At 71.9% G+C, this 13,502-nt stretch carries 11 protein-coding genes and 1 tRNA gene; 4 read left to right on the top strand and 8 right to left on the bottom strand.

Annotation, left to right across the window (positions count from 1 at the left end; translation table 11 throughout):
- Positions 1–911, bottom strand: a 911-nt coding sequence (locus M4J07_RS41905) for an aminoglycoside phosphotransferase family protein (RefSeq protein WP_255981384.1), incomplete at its 3' end; no start/stop codon positions are given.
- Positions 912–1,019: 108 nt separating this feature from the next.
- Between M4J07_RS41905 and M4J07_RS41900 the strand changes: the two genes are divergently transcribed.
- Positions 1,020–1,484: a hemerythrin domain-containing protein gene (locus M4J07_RS41900; RefSeq protein WP_255981382.1), complete on the top strand. Its 465-nt coding sequence runs from the start codon at positions 1,020–1,022 to the stop codon at positions 1,482–1,484.
- 84 nt (positions 1,485–1,568) lie between these two features.
- Here M4J07_RS41900 and M4J07_RS41895 read toward each other — a convergent pair.
- Positions 1,569–1,642 (bottom strand) — tRNA-Pro (locus M4J07_RS41895).
- A gap of 119 nt (positions 1,643–1,761) precedes the next feature.
- Here M4J07_RS41895 and M4J07_RS41890 point away from each other — a divergent pair.
- Together M4J07_RS41890 and M4J07_RS41885 are read left to right on the top strand one after the other, a co-directional pair.
- Positions 1,762–2,259, top strand: coding sequence for a DUF309 domain-containing protein (locus tag M4J07_RS41890; RefSeq protein WP_255981380.1), 498 nt, complete (start codon positions 1,762–1,764; stop codon positions 2,257–2,259).
- A 144-nt stretch (positions 2,260–2,403) separates the two neighbouring features.
- Positions 2,404–4,485: an MDR family MFS transporter gene (locus M4J07_RS41885; RefSeq protein WP_374215180.1), complete on the top strand. Its 2,082-nt coding sequence runs from the start codon at positions 2,404–2,406 to the stop codon at positions 4,483–4,485.
- A gap of 32 nt (positions 4,486–4,517) precedes the next feature.
- Here the strand turns inward: M4J07_RS41885 and M4J07_RS41880 are convergent, their stop codons facing one another.
- Positions 4,518–5,282, bottom strand: a complete 765-nt coding sequence (locus M4J07_RS41880; protein ID WP_255981378.1) for a sulfite exporter TauE/SafE family protein — start codon at positions 5,280–5,282, stop codon at positions 4,518–4,520.
- Positions 5,283–5,429: 147 nt separating this feature from the next.
- On the opposite strand from M4J07_RS41880, the gene argG reads away from it, so the two are divergent.
- The gene (gene argG / locus M4J07_RS41875) at positions 5,430–6,872 is read left to right on the top strand and encodes an argininosuccinate synthase (protein WP_255981376.1); all 1,443 of its coding nucleotides are present in this window, start codon (positions 5,430–5,432) and stop codon (positions 6,870–6,872) included.
- 151 nt (positions 6,873–7,023) lie between these two features.
- Here the strand turns inward: argG and M4J07_RS41870 are convergent, their stop codons facing one another.
- The 5 genes from M4J07_RS41870 to M4J07_RS41850 form a co-directional block, all read right to left on the bottom strand.
- Complete coding sequence (locus tag M4J07_RS41870; protein ID WP_255981374.1) at positions 7,024–8,541, bottom strand: long-chain-fatty-acid--CoA ligase; 1,518 nt, start codon at positions 8,539–8,541, stop codon at positions 7,024–7,026.
- 85 nt (positions 8,542–8,626) lie between these two features.
- Positions 8,627–9,385 (bottom strand): 3-oxoacyl-ACP reductase FabG, encoded by a 759-nt coding sequence (gene fabG, locus M4J07_RS41865; protein WP_255981372.1) that lies wholly within the window; start codon positions 9,383–9,385, stop codon positions 8,627–8,629.
- A 49-nt stretch (positions 9,386–9,434) separates the two neighbouring features.
- Positions 9,435–10,622 carry a thiolase family protein gene (locus M4J07_RS41860; protein ID WP_255981369.1) on the bottom strand — a complete coding sequence of 396 codons (1,188 nt, stop codon included), beginning with the start codon at positions 10,620–10,622 and terminating at the stop codon, positions 9,435–9,437.
- Between the two features lie 301 nt (positions 10,623–10,923).
- The gene (locus M4J07_RS41855) at positions 10,924–11,568 is read right to left on the bottom strand and encodes a response regulator transcription factor (protein WP_308284819.1); all 645 of its coding nucleotides are present in this window, start codon (positions 11,566–11,568) and stop codon (positions 10,924–10,926) included.
- Entirely contained in the window at positions 11,559–13,313 is a 1,755-nt protein-coding gene (locus tag M4J07_RS41850) for a sensor histidine kinase (RefSeq protein WP_255981367.1), read from the bottom strand. The genes M4J07_RS41855 and M4J07_RS41850 overlap by 10 nt, the downstream gene beginning before the upstream one ends.
- Between the last annotated feature and the right edge of the window lie 189 nt (positions 13,314–13,502).

Below are 13,502 nucleotides of genomic sequence, written 5' to 3'. Positions count from 1 at the left end.
GCGGTCCGCGCCATGAACGGGTTCGACACGCGGTAGTAGTCGAGTTCGGCGGCCGCGATCGTCAGCGCCCAGCCCCGGCCCCGCGCCCACAGGTCGGGGTCCTGGCCGACGGCGTCGCGGAAGATCCGCCGCTCGGGCGCGTCCAGGACGTACCAGGCGACGATGAGGTCGACGGCCGGGTCGCCGAGGCCCCCGCACTCGAAGTCGATGACGGCGGCGAGCCGTCCGTCCTCGACGAGGAGGTTGCCGGGCTGGAGGTCCGCGTGCAGCCAGACGTCGGGCTCACGGCGCGGGGCGCGTACGACGGCGTCCCAGACGGCGAGCGCGGCGTCGGTATCGATGTCGCTGTCGATACCGGTGCCGGTGTCGCTGTCGATACCGGTATCGGTGTCGGTGTCGATGGCCTCGCCGAGCCGCCCGATCACCTCCCGGGTGTCCGCGTCCCGCTCCCGCAGCGGCGCTCCGCGATACGAGCGCGGCGCGCCCGTGGTGTCGACGCCGCGCAGGGCGGTGACGAACGCCGCGAGGTCCCCGGCCAGCGCCTCCGGCTTCTCCAGCCGCCCCACGACGGGGATCGCACCGGGCACCCAGCGGTGCACGGCCCACGGCCACGGGTAGCCGAGGTCCGGCCGCCCCTCGGCCACCGGCTCGGGCACGACGACCGGCGACGCCGCCGCCAGGAGCGGCATCCACCGGCGCTCGGCCGCCAGGTCGGGCACGGCCTCGGCCCGCCGCGGCAGCCGGACGACGTGCTCGTCGCCGAGCCGGAACAGCACGTTCGACGTGCCGTGCGAGTCGACCGGCTTCAGCGGCTGCCCCGCCCACCGCGGGAACTGCCCGTCCACCAGGCCGCGCACGAGCGCCTCGTCGATGTCCGGCTCGTCGTCGTGCAGCTTGCGCGTGGCCGCCATGGTCGCCCTTCGACGTCGGAATCCGGCGGGCGAGCCTAACAACGGGCGGGTCGGACCGCTCCCGGTTTTCCGGCGGGGCGAAGAGCACCGTCGCGGCTCCCTTCCCGTATGACTGTCACCATGTGCCACTACTGCGGTTGCCGGGACATCCCGCTGATCAAGGAGTTCATCGCCGAGCACGAGCGCGTCACGGACGCCGCGGGTGACGCCCTGCGGGCCGTCGAGGCCGGGGATCCGGCACGGGCGCGGGAGCTCGTGGACCGGATGGCGGCGGAGCTCGCGACGCACTGGCGCGGCGAGGAGGACGGCCTGTTCCGGGTGATGAGCGAGGACCCTGAGTACGCCGGCTACATCGCGGCACTGGAGGCCGAACACCGTGAACTGGCCGCGCTGCTACCGGAGTTGGACCTCTCCGACGCGAACGACGTCCGTACGTTCACGGAGGCGGTGCACGAACTGCACCGGCACATCGCCAAGGAGGAGGACGGCCTCTTCCCGGCGTCCCTCACCGCGCTGTCGGGCGACGAGTGGGACGCGTCGATGGCGGCCTGGCGGGCGGCGCACCCGCGCTGAACCGCCCGCCGTGGACCGCGGACACGACAGTGGGGCCGCTTCGGATCTCTCCAAAGCGGCCCCACGGCCTGCGACTTCGTAAAGTCGGGACGACAGGATTTGAACCTGCGACCCCTTGACCCCCAGTCAAGTGCGCTACCAAGCTGCGCCACGTCCCGATGTCGTCCGGCCTTCCGGTGTCCCGTCCGGCGGCGACAAGAAGAACAATACCCCAAGCTCACGGGTGGTTTGAAACCGGTTCTGCGACCTCCGCACGGGGTGGGCGAGAATCGGACGCATGAGCACTTCGCGCAGCGGTGACCGGGACCGTGACGACGAGGGCCGCGCCCGCAACGCGCGGCCCCGCGACGGGCTCGGCCGCCCCCTCCCGTACGGGACGCCCGGCGTCGACCGCCAGCCGGAGGGCGTCGTGCGGACGGCGGCGCAGACGGTCGCCGAGGCGCAGGCCCTGCTGGACGCGGGCCGTCCGTTCCACGCCCACGAGGTCTTCGAGGACGCGTGGAAGTCGGGTCCGGAGGCTGAGCGCGCCCTGTGGCGGTCGCTGGCCCAGCTGGCGGTGGGCCTCACCCACGCGGCCCGCGGCAACATCACGGGCGGCGCCCGCCTGCTGCGCCGGGGCGCGGACGGCCTGGCGGCCTGGCCCGGCGAGCCGCCGGCGGGCCTGGACACGGCCGGCCTGACCGCCTGGGCGGAGGCGCTGGCGGACAGGGTGGAACGGAACGGGGACGCGGTGGACGCGGCCCGGTCCGCGCCCCGGCTGCGAACGGCTCCCTGAGGGGCACGGGGAGGATCACGGGGAGGGGCACGGGGACCGCGCGACCGGCCACGTCGAAGGCCGCACCCGCCCACGGCGAAGAGGCGTCACCGATACGGCCCTCACCCGCATGCGCGTCCCCGGACCCGGTGTGACCCTGCGAGGGTGACGACCACCGAGACGACCCAGCCGCCCGCCGCCGACGCGCCCCCGGTCCTGGACAAACGCCGCCGCAACGTCGTCTTCGTAACGATCATGCTCGGCATGCTGCTCGCCGCCCTGGACCAGACGATCGTCGGCACGGCCCTGCCGACGATCGTCGCCGACCTCGGCGGAGCGGCCCACATGTCGTGGGTCGTCACGTCGTACCTCCTCGCGGAGACGGTCGCCACGGTCCTGGTCGGCAAGTTCGGCGACCTGTTCGGCCGCAAGGTGGTCTTCCAGCTCTCGGCGATCATCTTCATCACGGGTTCCTTCCTGTGCGGCCTGTCCACGAACATGACGCTGCTGATCGTCTGGCGGGCGATGCAGGGCATCGGCGCGGGCGGTCTGATGGTGACGTCGATGGCGCTCATCGCGGACGTCATCCCGCTGCGCGAGCGCGGCAAGTACCAGGGCGCGATCGGCGCCGTGTTCGGCGTCGCGACCGTCATCGGGCCGCTCCTCGGGGGGCTCTTCACGGACCACCTGACGTGGCGCTGGGCGTTCTACGTCAACGTGCCGATCGCGATCGTCGTGGTCATCGCCGCGGCCCGGACCATCCCGGTCGTGAAGTCGGCGACGCGCCCGGTGATCGACTACCTCGGCATCGCGCTGGTCGCGATCGGCGCGAGCGCGCTGATCCTGGCGACCAGTTGGGGCGGCAACGAGTACGCGTGGGGCTCCCCCACCATCATCGGCCTGTTCGCGGGCGGGGTGATCGCGCTGGCCGGCTTCTGCTGGGTGGAGATGCGCGCGTCCGAACCCATGCTGCCCATGCGGCTGTTCGCCAATCCGGTCTTCACCGTGTGCTCGATCCTCAGCTTCATCGTCGGCTTCGCGATGCTGGGCGCGATGACGTTCCTGCCGACGTACCTGCAGTACGTCGACGGGGACTCGGCCACGATCTCCGGGGTGCGCACGCTGCCGATGGTGATCGGTCTGCTGGCCGCGTCGATCTTCTCCGGCAACGTGGTCAGCAAGACCGGCAAGTACCGGATCTTCCCGATCGTCGGCTCGCTCGTCATGGCGCTCGGGCTCTATCTGCTCTCCCTGATGGGCCGGTCGTCGGGCACCTGGCTGGAGTCGCTGTACATGCTGGTGCTCGGTTCCGGCATCGGGCTGTGCATGCAGGTGCTGACCATCGCCGTGCAGAACACCGTCGAGTACGCGGACCTGGGCACGGCGACGTCCGGCGTCACGTTCTTCCGTACGCTGGGCAGCTCCTTCGGGACGGCCGTGTTCGGCACGATCTACGCCAACTCGCTCAGACCGAACCTCACCGAGGGCGTGCAGACCGCGGCGCAGGCCGGCACCGGGATCGATCCGGCGGCGCTCGCCAAGGCGGCGCAGAGTCCGGCCGGGGTGCACGGGCTGCCGGAGGCCGCGCGGGTGCCGATCGTCGAGGCGTACGCGGACTCGCTGCACACGGTGTTCCTGTGGACGGTGCCGGTCGCCCTGATCGGGTTCGTCGTCGCGCTGTTCCTCAAGCAGGTGCAGTTGCGGGACAGCGCGCGGATGGGCTCGTCGGACATGGGCGAGGGGTTCGCGCAGCCCACGACCGGGGATCCCTCGCACCTGCTGGAGCGGGCGGTCGGGAACCTCGTGAAGTCGACGAACCTGGAGACCGCGCGGCACATCCTCGACGTCTCCGACAGTCGCCTCGACATCGCGGGCGCGTGGGCCGTGATGCAGGTGGAGTTCTTCACGCGGATGGTCGGGCACGCCAGTCTCGGCATGATCGCGGCCCGGCGCAGGGTGCCGCCCGAGGTTCTGGTGCCGGTGTTCCAGCGGATGGTCGACGAGGGCTATCTGTCACGCACGGGCGCGTACTTCTCGCACACGGCGGCGGGGCGCAGGGAGGCCGGTGTCCTCAACCACGCGTGGGGCGAGTGGCTGAGCAAGCAGATCGAGGCGGACCTGGGCCGGCCGCCCGGCCAGGACCTGCGGGCGGCGGTGGACACGATCGCGAAGCGGCTGCTCGTGGAGGACCTGGCGCAGGGGCTTCCGGCGCAGCCGGGCGCGGACCGTACGCTCACCCCTTCGTAGCGCGGGCCGGGGCCGACGCAGGTCGGCGCAGGTCAGCGCAGCAGCAGCTGGAGTCCGCCGACGACCGTGGCGGCGATGACGAGCCGCTCGAACAGTCGCTGGTTGATGCGGTTCACCGCCGCCCTGCCGATGAGCGCGCCGGGCACGACGAACCCGGCGAGGGCGGCGTCCAGCAGGAGCGAGCGGCCGTCGATCAGGCCGAGGCCCACGCTGAAGGGCACCTTCGCGGAGTTCACGATGAGGAAGAACCATGCGGAGGTGCCCAGGAAGCCCAGCTTCCGGAAGCCCGCCGACAGCAGGTACATGGACATCACCGGGCCGCCCGCGTTCGCGACCATGGTGGTGAAGCCGCCGAGCACCCCGTACGAGCCCGCCTTGACGCGGGCGGAGCGGGTGGCGGTCTCCTCGACCTCCGGAGCCTCGGCCCGGCGGCGCCGCCAGACGGTGACCCCGGCCATCAGCAGCAGGATCGCGCCGATGGAGGTGCGCACGGCCCCGTCGCCCGCGAAGGCGAGGAAGACCGTGCCGGCCACCACTCCCCCGGCCACGGCCGGGAAGAGCCGCCACAGCGTCGGCCAGTGGGCGTGCCGCCGGTAGGTGAGGACGGCGAGGACGTCGCCGCAGATGAGGATCGGGAGCAGCACGCCGGTGGACGCGCGGGCGGGCAGGATCGCGGCGAAGATGGCGAGGCTGACCGTGTTGGCACCGCTGACGGCCGTCTTGGAGAAGCCCACCAGCAGGGCCGCGGCGGCCAGGGCGGTGAACTCCCAGGGGGTGATCCCGAATATGTCGTGCATGGCGGAGACAGATGCTAGACCCATCTATCCGTCGGGCGTCAGGGGCTCCGCATCGTGATACGCGCCTCAGCGGCCGGGCGGACACGGGCGGACATCCGACCCCCACCCCCCTTTGCATGGTCATGCGTAATGATGCATACTCTTCCTATGTCCAAGGTCCTCACCTCCCTCCCCGCCGGCGAGCGCGTCGGCATCGCCTTCTCCGGCGGTCTCGACACCTCCGTCGCGGTCGCGTGGATGCGCGACAAGGGCGCCGTCCCCTGCACGTACACCGCGAACATCGGCCAGTACGACGAGCCCGACATCGACTCCGTGCCGGGCCGCGCCCAGGCCTATGGCGCGGAGATCGCCCGCCTCGTCGACTGCCGCGCGGCGCTGGTCGAGGAGGGCCTGGCCGCGCTCACCTGCGGCGCGTTCCACATCCGCTCGGGCGGCCGTGCCTACTTCAACACGACGCCGCTCGGCCGCGCCGTCACGGGCACGCTCCTGGTCCGGGCGATGCTCGAGGACAACGTGCAGATCTGGGGCGACGGCTCCACCTTCAAGGGCAACGACATCGAGCGGTTCTACCGCTACGGCCTGCTGGCCAACCCGAACCTGCGGATCTACAAGCCGTGGCTCGACGCGGACTTCGTGACCGAGCTCGGCGGCCGCAAGGAGATGTCGGAGTGGCTGGTCGCCCACGACCTGCCCTACCGGGACAGCACGGAGAAGGCGTACTCCACGGACGCCAACATCTGGGGTGCCACGCACGAGGCCAAGACGCTCGAGCACCTGAACGTCTCGCTGGAGACGGTCGAGCCGATCATGGGCGTCAAGTTCTGGGACCCGTCGGTCGAGATCCCCACCGAGGACGTCACGATCGGCTTCGAGCAGGGCCGCCCCGTGACGATCAACGGCAAGGAGTTCGCCTCCGCCGTCGACCTCGTCATGGAGGCCAACGCGATCGGCGGCCGGCACGGCCTGGGCATGTCCGACCAGATCGAGAACCGGATCATCGAGGCCAAGAGCCGCGGCATCTACGAGGCCCCGGGCATGGCGCTGCTGCACGCCGCGTACGAGCGCCTGGTGAACGCGATCCACAACGAGGACACCCTCGCCCAGTACCACGCCGAGGGCCGCCGGCTCGGCCGTCTCATGTACGAGGGCCGCTGGCTGGACCCGCAGGCGCTGATGATCCGCGAGTCGCTGCAGCGGTGGGTCGGCGCGGCCGTCACCGGTGAGGTCACGCTGCGGCTGCGGCGCGGCGAGGACTACTCGATCCTCGACACGACCGGTCCGGCGTTCTCGTACCACCCGGACAAGCTGTCCATGGAGCGGACCGAGGACTCGGCGTTCGGCCCGGTCGACCGGATCGGCCAGCTCACCATGCGCAACCTCGACATCGCCGACTCGCGCGCCAAGCTGGAGCAGTACGCGGGTCTGGGGCTGCTCGGGGCGGACTCGGCGGTCGGCTCCGCGCAGGCGGCGGCGACCGGGCTGATCGGGGCCATGCCGGAGGGGGGCGCCGAGGCGATCGCGTCCCGCGGGGAGGTGTCCGAGGAGGACGCTGCGCTGGATCGGGCGGCTATGGAGGCCGGTACGGACTGACTCCGTCGGTTGGGCGGATGTGGGCCGGGCGGCGCCGATTGGCGCCGCCCGGCCTTTTTTGCGCCTCTGGGGGTGGGATATCGGGTGCGTTGGCGAGTGCGGGTCTGGTGTGGCTGAGCGCGCAGTTCCCCGCGTCCCTTTCGGGGCGCTGCTACTTCGCGTAGGTCGTGCGGAGTTCTCGTTTGAGGATCTTCATGCTCGGGCCGAGGGGGAGGTCGGTGGTGAGTTCTATGCGGCGGGGGTACTTGTGCTTGGCGAGGTGCTGCCTGGACCACTCGGTGAGGTCGGTCGCGTCGAGGTGTGCGTCCGGCTTCGGGACGATCACCGCGCAGACCTCCTCGCCGTGGACGTCGTCCGGGAGGCCGATGACGGCGACCTGGGCGACGCCCGGGTGGGTCATCAGGACCTCTTCGACCTCGCGCGGGTAGACGTTGTAGCCGCCGCGGATGATGACGTCCTTCTTGCGGTCGACGATCGTCGTGTAGCCGTCGGCGTCCTTCGTGCCCAGGTCGCCCGTGCGGAACCAGCCGTCGACGAGGGCCTCCGCGGTGGCGTCGGGGCGGCCCAGGTACTCGGTGAACACGTTGTGGCCGCGCACCACGATCTCGCCCAGTTCGCCGGTGGGCAGCAGCTCGATGCGGTCGTCGAGTTCGGGGCGGGCGATCTCCACGTCCACACCCCAGATGGCGTGGCCGACGGTGCCCGCCCTGATGCCGTACCAGGGCTGGTTGACGGAGGCCACGGGCGAGGTCTCGCTCAGGCCGTAGCCCTCGTAGATGCGGGCGCCGAAGAGTTCCTCGAAGCGTTCCAGGACGGCGAGGGGCAGGGAGGCGCCTCCGGAGACGGCGATGCGCAGCCGGGGCAGGGCCTTCGCCTTGCCGGCCGCCGCGATCAGGTGCACGTACATGGTGGGCACGCCGTGGAAGACGGTGACGTTCTCCTCGACCATCAGGTCGATCGCCTTCGCCGCGTCGAAGCGGGGTAGCAGCACCAGCTTCTTGCCCGCGCGCCACACCGCGTTCAGCGAGGCCGTCTGGCCGAAGGCGTGGAAGAAGGGCAGCGCGCCGAGGACGACGTCGTCGGGGCTGTACTCGTTGCAGTCGAAGGCGTCGACGGTCGCGTTCATCACCAGGTTGAGGTGGCTGAGCACCGCGCCCTTGGGAACGCCGGTGGTGCCGCTGGTGTAGAAGATGACGGCCGGGTCCTCGGGGCCGCGCGCGGCGTACACCTGAAGGGGCGTCACGTCCTGGGCGACGCGGTCGAGTTCACCGTCGTCGCCGATGGTGGCGACGCGGGCACCGGCCGCCTCGGCCGCGGCCGTGCCGACGGCGGCCTGCGCGGGGGCGCACAGCAGCAGGTTCACCCCGCTGTCGCGCAGGACGTGCTCCACCTCGCCCGCGGAGAGCAGGAGGTGAACGGGGACGACGACGCCGCCCGCCGCGAGGATCGCGTAGTAGGCGCGCGGGAAGTCGACGGTGTTCGGGGCCATCAGCGCCACCCGGTCGCCCGGCCGGACGCCGTACTTCTCGCCGAGCGCGGCGGCCCGGGCCCGGACCTGGTCCCACAACTCGCCGAAGGTGAACCGGAGTTCACCTTGGACGAGGGCCTCCTTGTCGGGCCTGCGGCGGGCGTTGTCGGCGAGGATCGCGGCGAGCGAGAGAGTGGCCATGCGGGTGGTGCTCCGTTCCTTGCTGGTGCGGCTCTGAACCAGAGGGGTGCCGCGGACCCGGTGCGGTGGGGTCCGCGGCCGGGTCTCAGCGGGCGCCGCCGTTGACGTACAGCGTCTGTCCGCTGACGTAGGAGGCGTCGTCGCTGGCGAGGAAGGCCACGACGGACGCGATGTCCTCGGGCTGTCCGACGCGGCCCAGCGGGGTGCGCTCGGCGGCGAGCTTCTGGTGCTCGTCGGCGGTGGCGCCGACGCGCTCGGCGGTGGCGGCGGTCATCGCGGTGGCGATGTAGCCGGGGGCCACGGCGTTCACGTTGATGTTGAAGCGGCCCAGCTCGATGGCGAGCGTGGCGGTGAAGCCCTGGATGCCGGCCTTGGCGGCGGCGTAGTTGGCCTGGCCGCGGTTGCCGAGGGCGGACCGGGACGAGAGCGAGACGATCTTGCCGTACTTCTGCTGCGACATGTACCTCTGCGCGGCCTGCGAGCAGTGGTAGACGCTGTTCAGGTTGACGTTGATGACCGTGTCCCAGTCGGACTTGGGCATCTTGAAGAACATGCCGTCCCGCGTGATGCCCGCGTTGTTGACCAGGATGTGCAGCGCGCCGAGGTCCTCGTTGATCTGCGCGAAGGCCGCCTCTACGGCGTCCTGGTCGGTGACGTCGCAGCCGTAGGCGCGGGCGGTGCCGCCCTTGGCCTCGATCGCGTCGACGGTGGCCCGCGCACGCTCGGCGGTGAGGTCGACGACGGCGACGGCCGCGCCCTCCTCCGCGAGCCGGAGCGCGGTGGCGGCGCCAATGCCCTGGGCGGCTCCGGTGACGACGGCGACGCGGCCGGTGAACCTGCTCATGAGTCTCGTTTTCCTTGTGTCGTACGGGAGTTGCGTGACGAGGGAAGGGTCAGGCGCGCTCGACCAGGACGGCGCTGCCCTGGCCGACGCCGACGCACATCGTGGCGAGGCCGCGGGCGGCACCGGTGCGGCGCAGACGGTGCAGCAGGGTGGTGAGGATGCGGGCGCCGGAGCAGCCGAGGGGGTGGCCGAGGGCGATGGCGCCGCCGGTCGGGTTGACCAGGTCGGGGTCGATGCCGAGGCCGTCGACGCAGGCGAGCGCCTGGGCGGCGAACGCCTCGTTGAACTCGGCCTCCTCGACGTCGCCGATGCTCCAGCCGACCCGGCCGAGCGCCTTCCGGGTGGCGGGCACGGGGCCGATGCCCATGACGTCGGGGTGGACGCCGGCCGAGGCGCCTGCGACGTAGCGGCCGAGGGAGACGAGGCCGAACTCCTCCAGGGCTTCCTCACTGACGAGCAGCAGGCCCGCCGCGCCGTCGTTCATCGGCGACGCGTTGCCCGCCGTGACCGAGCCCCCCTTGCGGAACACGGGCTTGAGGCCGCCGAGCTTCTCCAGGGAGGTGTCGGGGCGGATGCACTCGTCCGCGTCGACCACGACGCCGTCGGGCCGGGTCACCGGCAGGAGCTCGGCGTCGAAGAGGCCGTCCTTGCGGGCGGCGGCGGCCCGCTGGTGGCTGCGCAGCGCGAACGCGTCCTGCCGCTCGCGCCCGACGCCGTACCGGTCCGCGACCTCCTCGGCGGTCTCCCCCATCGCGAGGACGCCGTGCAGCTCTTTCATCTCCGGGTTGACCAGGCGCCAGCCGAGGCGGGTGTCGTACGTCTGCATCGTGTGCGGCAGCGCGTCGTCGGGGCGGGGCAGCACGAAGGGGGCACGGCTCATCGACTCGGAGCCGCCCGCGAGGACGACGTCGGCCTCGCCCGCGGCGATGGTGCGGGCGGCCGTGGTGACGGCTTCGAGGCCGGAGGCGCAGAGCCGGTTCACGGTCGCGCCGGGCACGGACTCGGGCAGGCCCGCGAGGAGGGCGGCCATCCGTGCGACGTTGCGGTTGTCCTCACCGGCCTGGTTGGCGGCGCCCCAGTAGACGTCGTCGATGCGCGCCGGGTCGAGCGCGGGAGCGTCGCCGAGCAGGCCCCGGATCACGGTGGCGGCCAGGTCGTCGGGGCGTACGGAGGAGAGGGATCCGCGCAGCTTCCCGATGGGGGTGCGGCGGGCGGCGGCGAAGTGAACGGGACGCACGGTCAACTCCAGGGAACAGCCGGATGCGGTTAATTAGCACTGCTAGTTTTGGACTATAGTCCTGCGCCGCGGCCACTGGGAAGAGTCCCTGAGTGATCAAAAGAGGGCATGCCGTGATCAAAGAGGTGAGCGGGGTTCCACATCTCAGGGCTGACCCTGATGTCTCCCCGTGACGGGTTGCCTACGGTGGAGGTCCGGCACCGCTCCGCGGACGACGCACGGGGGACCACGGGGGAAACGGGGGAACGAGCGTCGTCTCCGGAGCGGAGCGCCGGAACCTCTTGGACGTACGCGGGTGGCCTCAGCCCCGCAGATACGTCAGAACGGCCATGACCCGCCGGTGTTCCAGCAGATCGGGTTCCAGGTGCAGCTTGCTGAAGACGTTGCGGACGTGGGTCTCCACGGTCTTGCCGCCGATCACCAGCTTCTGTGCGATGGCCTCGTTCGAGCGGCCCTCGGCCATCAGCCCCAGAACGTCGCGCTCGCGTCCGGTGAGTTCGTCCAGGGGGCCCGGCGCACGCGGCGCGTCCAGCAGCCGGGCCACCACCAGCGGGTCGAGGACCGTCTCCCCCGCCGCCACCCGCTTCAGCGCGCCGGCCAGTTCGTCGACGTCGGCGACGCGCTCCTTCAGGAGGTAGCCGAAGCCCTCGGGCCGGTCGGCCAGGGCCTGCACGGTGGAGCTGGTCTCCACGTACTGGGAGAGCAGCAGGACGCCGGTGCCCGGGTGGGCCTCCCGGACGGCGGCCGCCGCGACCAGGCCCTCGTCGGTGTGGGTGGGCGGCATCCTGATGTCGAGCAGGACAGCGTCCGGCGCGTGCTCGGCGACGAGCGCGAGCAGTGGTCCGGTGTCGGCGCACTCGGCGGCCACCTCGATGCCCTCGTCGGTGAGGAGACGCACGATCCCCTGCCGAAGGAGTGCCGAGTCCTCGGCCACGATCACCCGCACGGAAGCTCCGCCCTGATCCTGGTCCCGCCACCGGCGGGACTGTGTATGTGCAGTACGCCGTCGACGGCGGCGAGCCGGTCGGCGAGGCCGCGCAGGCCCGTGCCGCGCGCGGTGTCGGCGCCGCCGACGCCGTCGTCGACGGTCTCGACGACGAGCCGGCCGTCCTGATGCCGGGCCGAGACGCTGACGGCGCGCGCCTTGGCGTGCTTGGCCGCGTTCGACAGGGCCTCGCAGACGGTGAAGTAGGCGGTGGTCTCGACGAGCGGGTCGTAGCGCCGGGGCTCGGCCGCGACCACGACCGGCATCGCGGCCTCCTTGGCGAGGGCGTTCAGCGCGGGCCCGAGCCCCTCGCGGGTGAGGACGGCGGGGTGGATGCCCTGGGCGATGCCCCTGAGCTCCTCGATGGCCTGGCGCAGGCTGGTCTCGGCCTCGTCGGCGGCGGCGCGCAGCGTCTCGTCGGCGTGGTCGGCGAGGCCGCGCTGCACCCGGCGCACCTGCATCAGCGCAAAGACGAGCCGGGTCTGCGCGCCGTCGTGCAGATCGCGCTCGAGCCGGCCGCGCTCGGCGTCGGCGGCCTGCACGATGCGGGTGGCGACGTCCTTGGCGCGGGTGCGCAGCCAGACGTTCTCCAGGGCGAGGCGCAGGGCGGCGGCCACGGATTCAAGCAGCTCCGGGTCCTCGCTGAGCGCCGGGTCGTGGTGGAGCAGGGCGAGCGGACGCCCGTCGGACGCGTGCACCGGGGTGCGGCCCGGCCCTCCGGTGGCGACCTCGCGGCCCGCCCCGTCGACGTACGCGGCGCGCTCCTCGCGCCACAGGCCGAGCCGCAGCGTCGGGTCGCCGAGCACCCGGACGAGGGCCTCGCGCACCTTGGACGGATCGGGGTCGGTACCGACGTCGATGACGAGTCCGCTGACCTCGGCCCGCTGCAGGTGCATGCGCAGCAGTCCGCCGAGGAAGGCGAAGGGGACGGCGACCTGGGCGAGGTCGGACATCAGGTACACGGCCTGCTCGGCGACGGAGCCGACCTCGCCGAACCACGGCACGACGTAGAACAGCATGTCCCACATCAGGAACGCGACGGCGATGCCGATGCCGATCCAGGCCGGCATCAGGGCTCGCCTGCGGGCCGCGGAGGCGTGCCGCCAGCGCTGCACGATGGCGACCGCGGCGACGGCCGAGATCACCCAGCCCGCCGCGTGGTACACGGCGTCGAAGGTGTCGAACAGGCCGTTCCAGGCGGGGACGAGAATGAGGTTCGGGCCGCAGTCCCGGCAGTCCAGATAGGTCGCGCCGGTGTTGACCGCCGGGTCGAACAGGAGCGTGCGGACCAGGCCGCCGACGGCGACGAGCCCGTACGCGAACTGCACCAGGCGCCGGGTGAGGACCGTGGTGAGGCGGCCTTCGGGGAACGACAGGACGAGGTGCAGGAGCACCGCCATGTTCAGCGCCTCCCACCAGGCGCCGAAGGTGAAGAGGACGGGCACCGCGGTGCCCTGGAGGTTGCCGAAGAACCAGGTGATGCCCTCGGCGACCATGAGGCGGCCGGTGTGGTTGGCGGGCCTGCGGTTCCAGGCGACCAGGCCGGCGACGACGTACGCCCAGCCGACGGCGAGGTCGCGCACCAGGTCCGACGCGGACGCACCGCTGCGCGCGTACGCCCACGAGCCGGCCACACCTGATACCACGGCGAGCCCCACGGCCCCGGTCAGGCGCAGCCGAACCGCTCGCTCACCCTGACTGTCCACGGGGCACACCGTAAGCCATTCGGGTGCACGGGGTGCAACGCGCTCGTAGGGTAGGCCGGGTACGCGAGGGCTGGACACGGGGGTCGTGGTGGGGTCGCGCAGGTTGTTGTCGTTCGCGGACGCGCTGGCATTACTGGGCGTCGACTCGGCCCGGGTCGCCGCACTGGACCGGGCGCTCGGCGGGGCGCT

Origin of the sequence: Streptomyces longispororuber, assembly GCF_024448165.1 — a bacterium.
Classification (GTDB): domain Bacteria; phylum Actinomycetota; class Actinomycetes; order Streptomycetales; family Streptomycetaceae; genus Streptomyces; species Streptomyces longispororuber_A.
Note: the sequence above shows the minus strand (reverse complement) of the source record. Positions and strands in the feature narration are given on the sequence as shown.

What these genes read in the sequence shown, in the direction of transcription:
- M4J07_RS41900 (WP_255981382.1), top strand. Translation starts at nt 1,020, where the DNA reads ATGACTGTCACCATGTGCCACTACTGCGGTTGCCGGGACATCCCGCTG.
- M4J07_RS41890 (WP_255981380.1), top strand. Translation starts at nt 1,762, where the DNA reads ATGAGCACTTCGCGCAGCGGTGACCGGGACCGTGACGACGAGGGCCGC.
- M4J07_RS41880 (WP_255981378.1), bottom strand. Translation starts at nt 5,282, where the DNA reads ATGCACGACATATTCGGGATCACCCCCTGGGAGTTCACCGCCCTGGCC.
- argG (WP_255981376.1), top strand. Translation starts at nt 5,430, where the DNA reads ATGTCCAAGGTCCTCACCTCCCTCCCCGCCGGCGAGCGCGTCGGCATC.
- M4J07_RS41870 (WP_255981374.1), bottom strand. Translation starts at nt 8,541, where the DNA reads ATGGCCACTCTCTCGCTCGCCGCGATCCTCGCCGACAACGCCCGCCGC.
- fabG (WP_255981372.1), bottom strand. Translation starts at nt 9,385, where the DNA reads ATGAGCAGGTTCACCGGCCGCGTCGCCGTCGTCACCGGAGCCGCCCAG.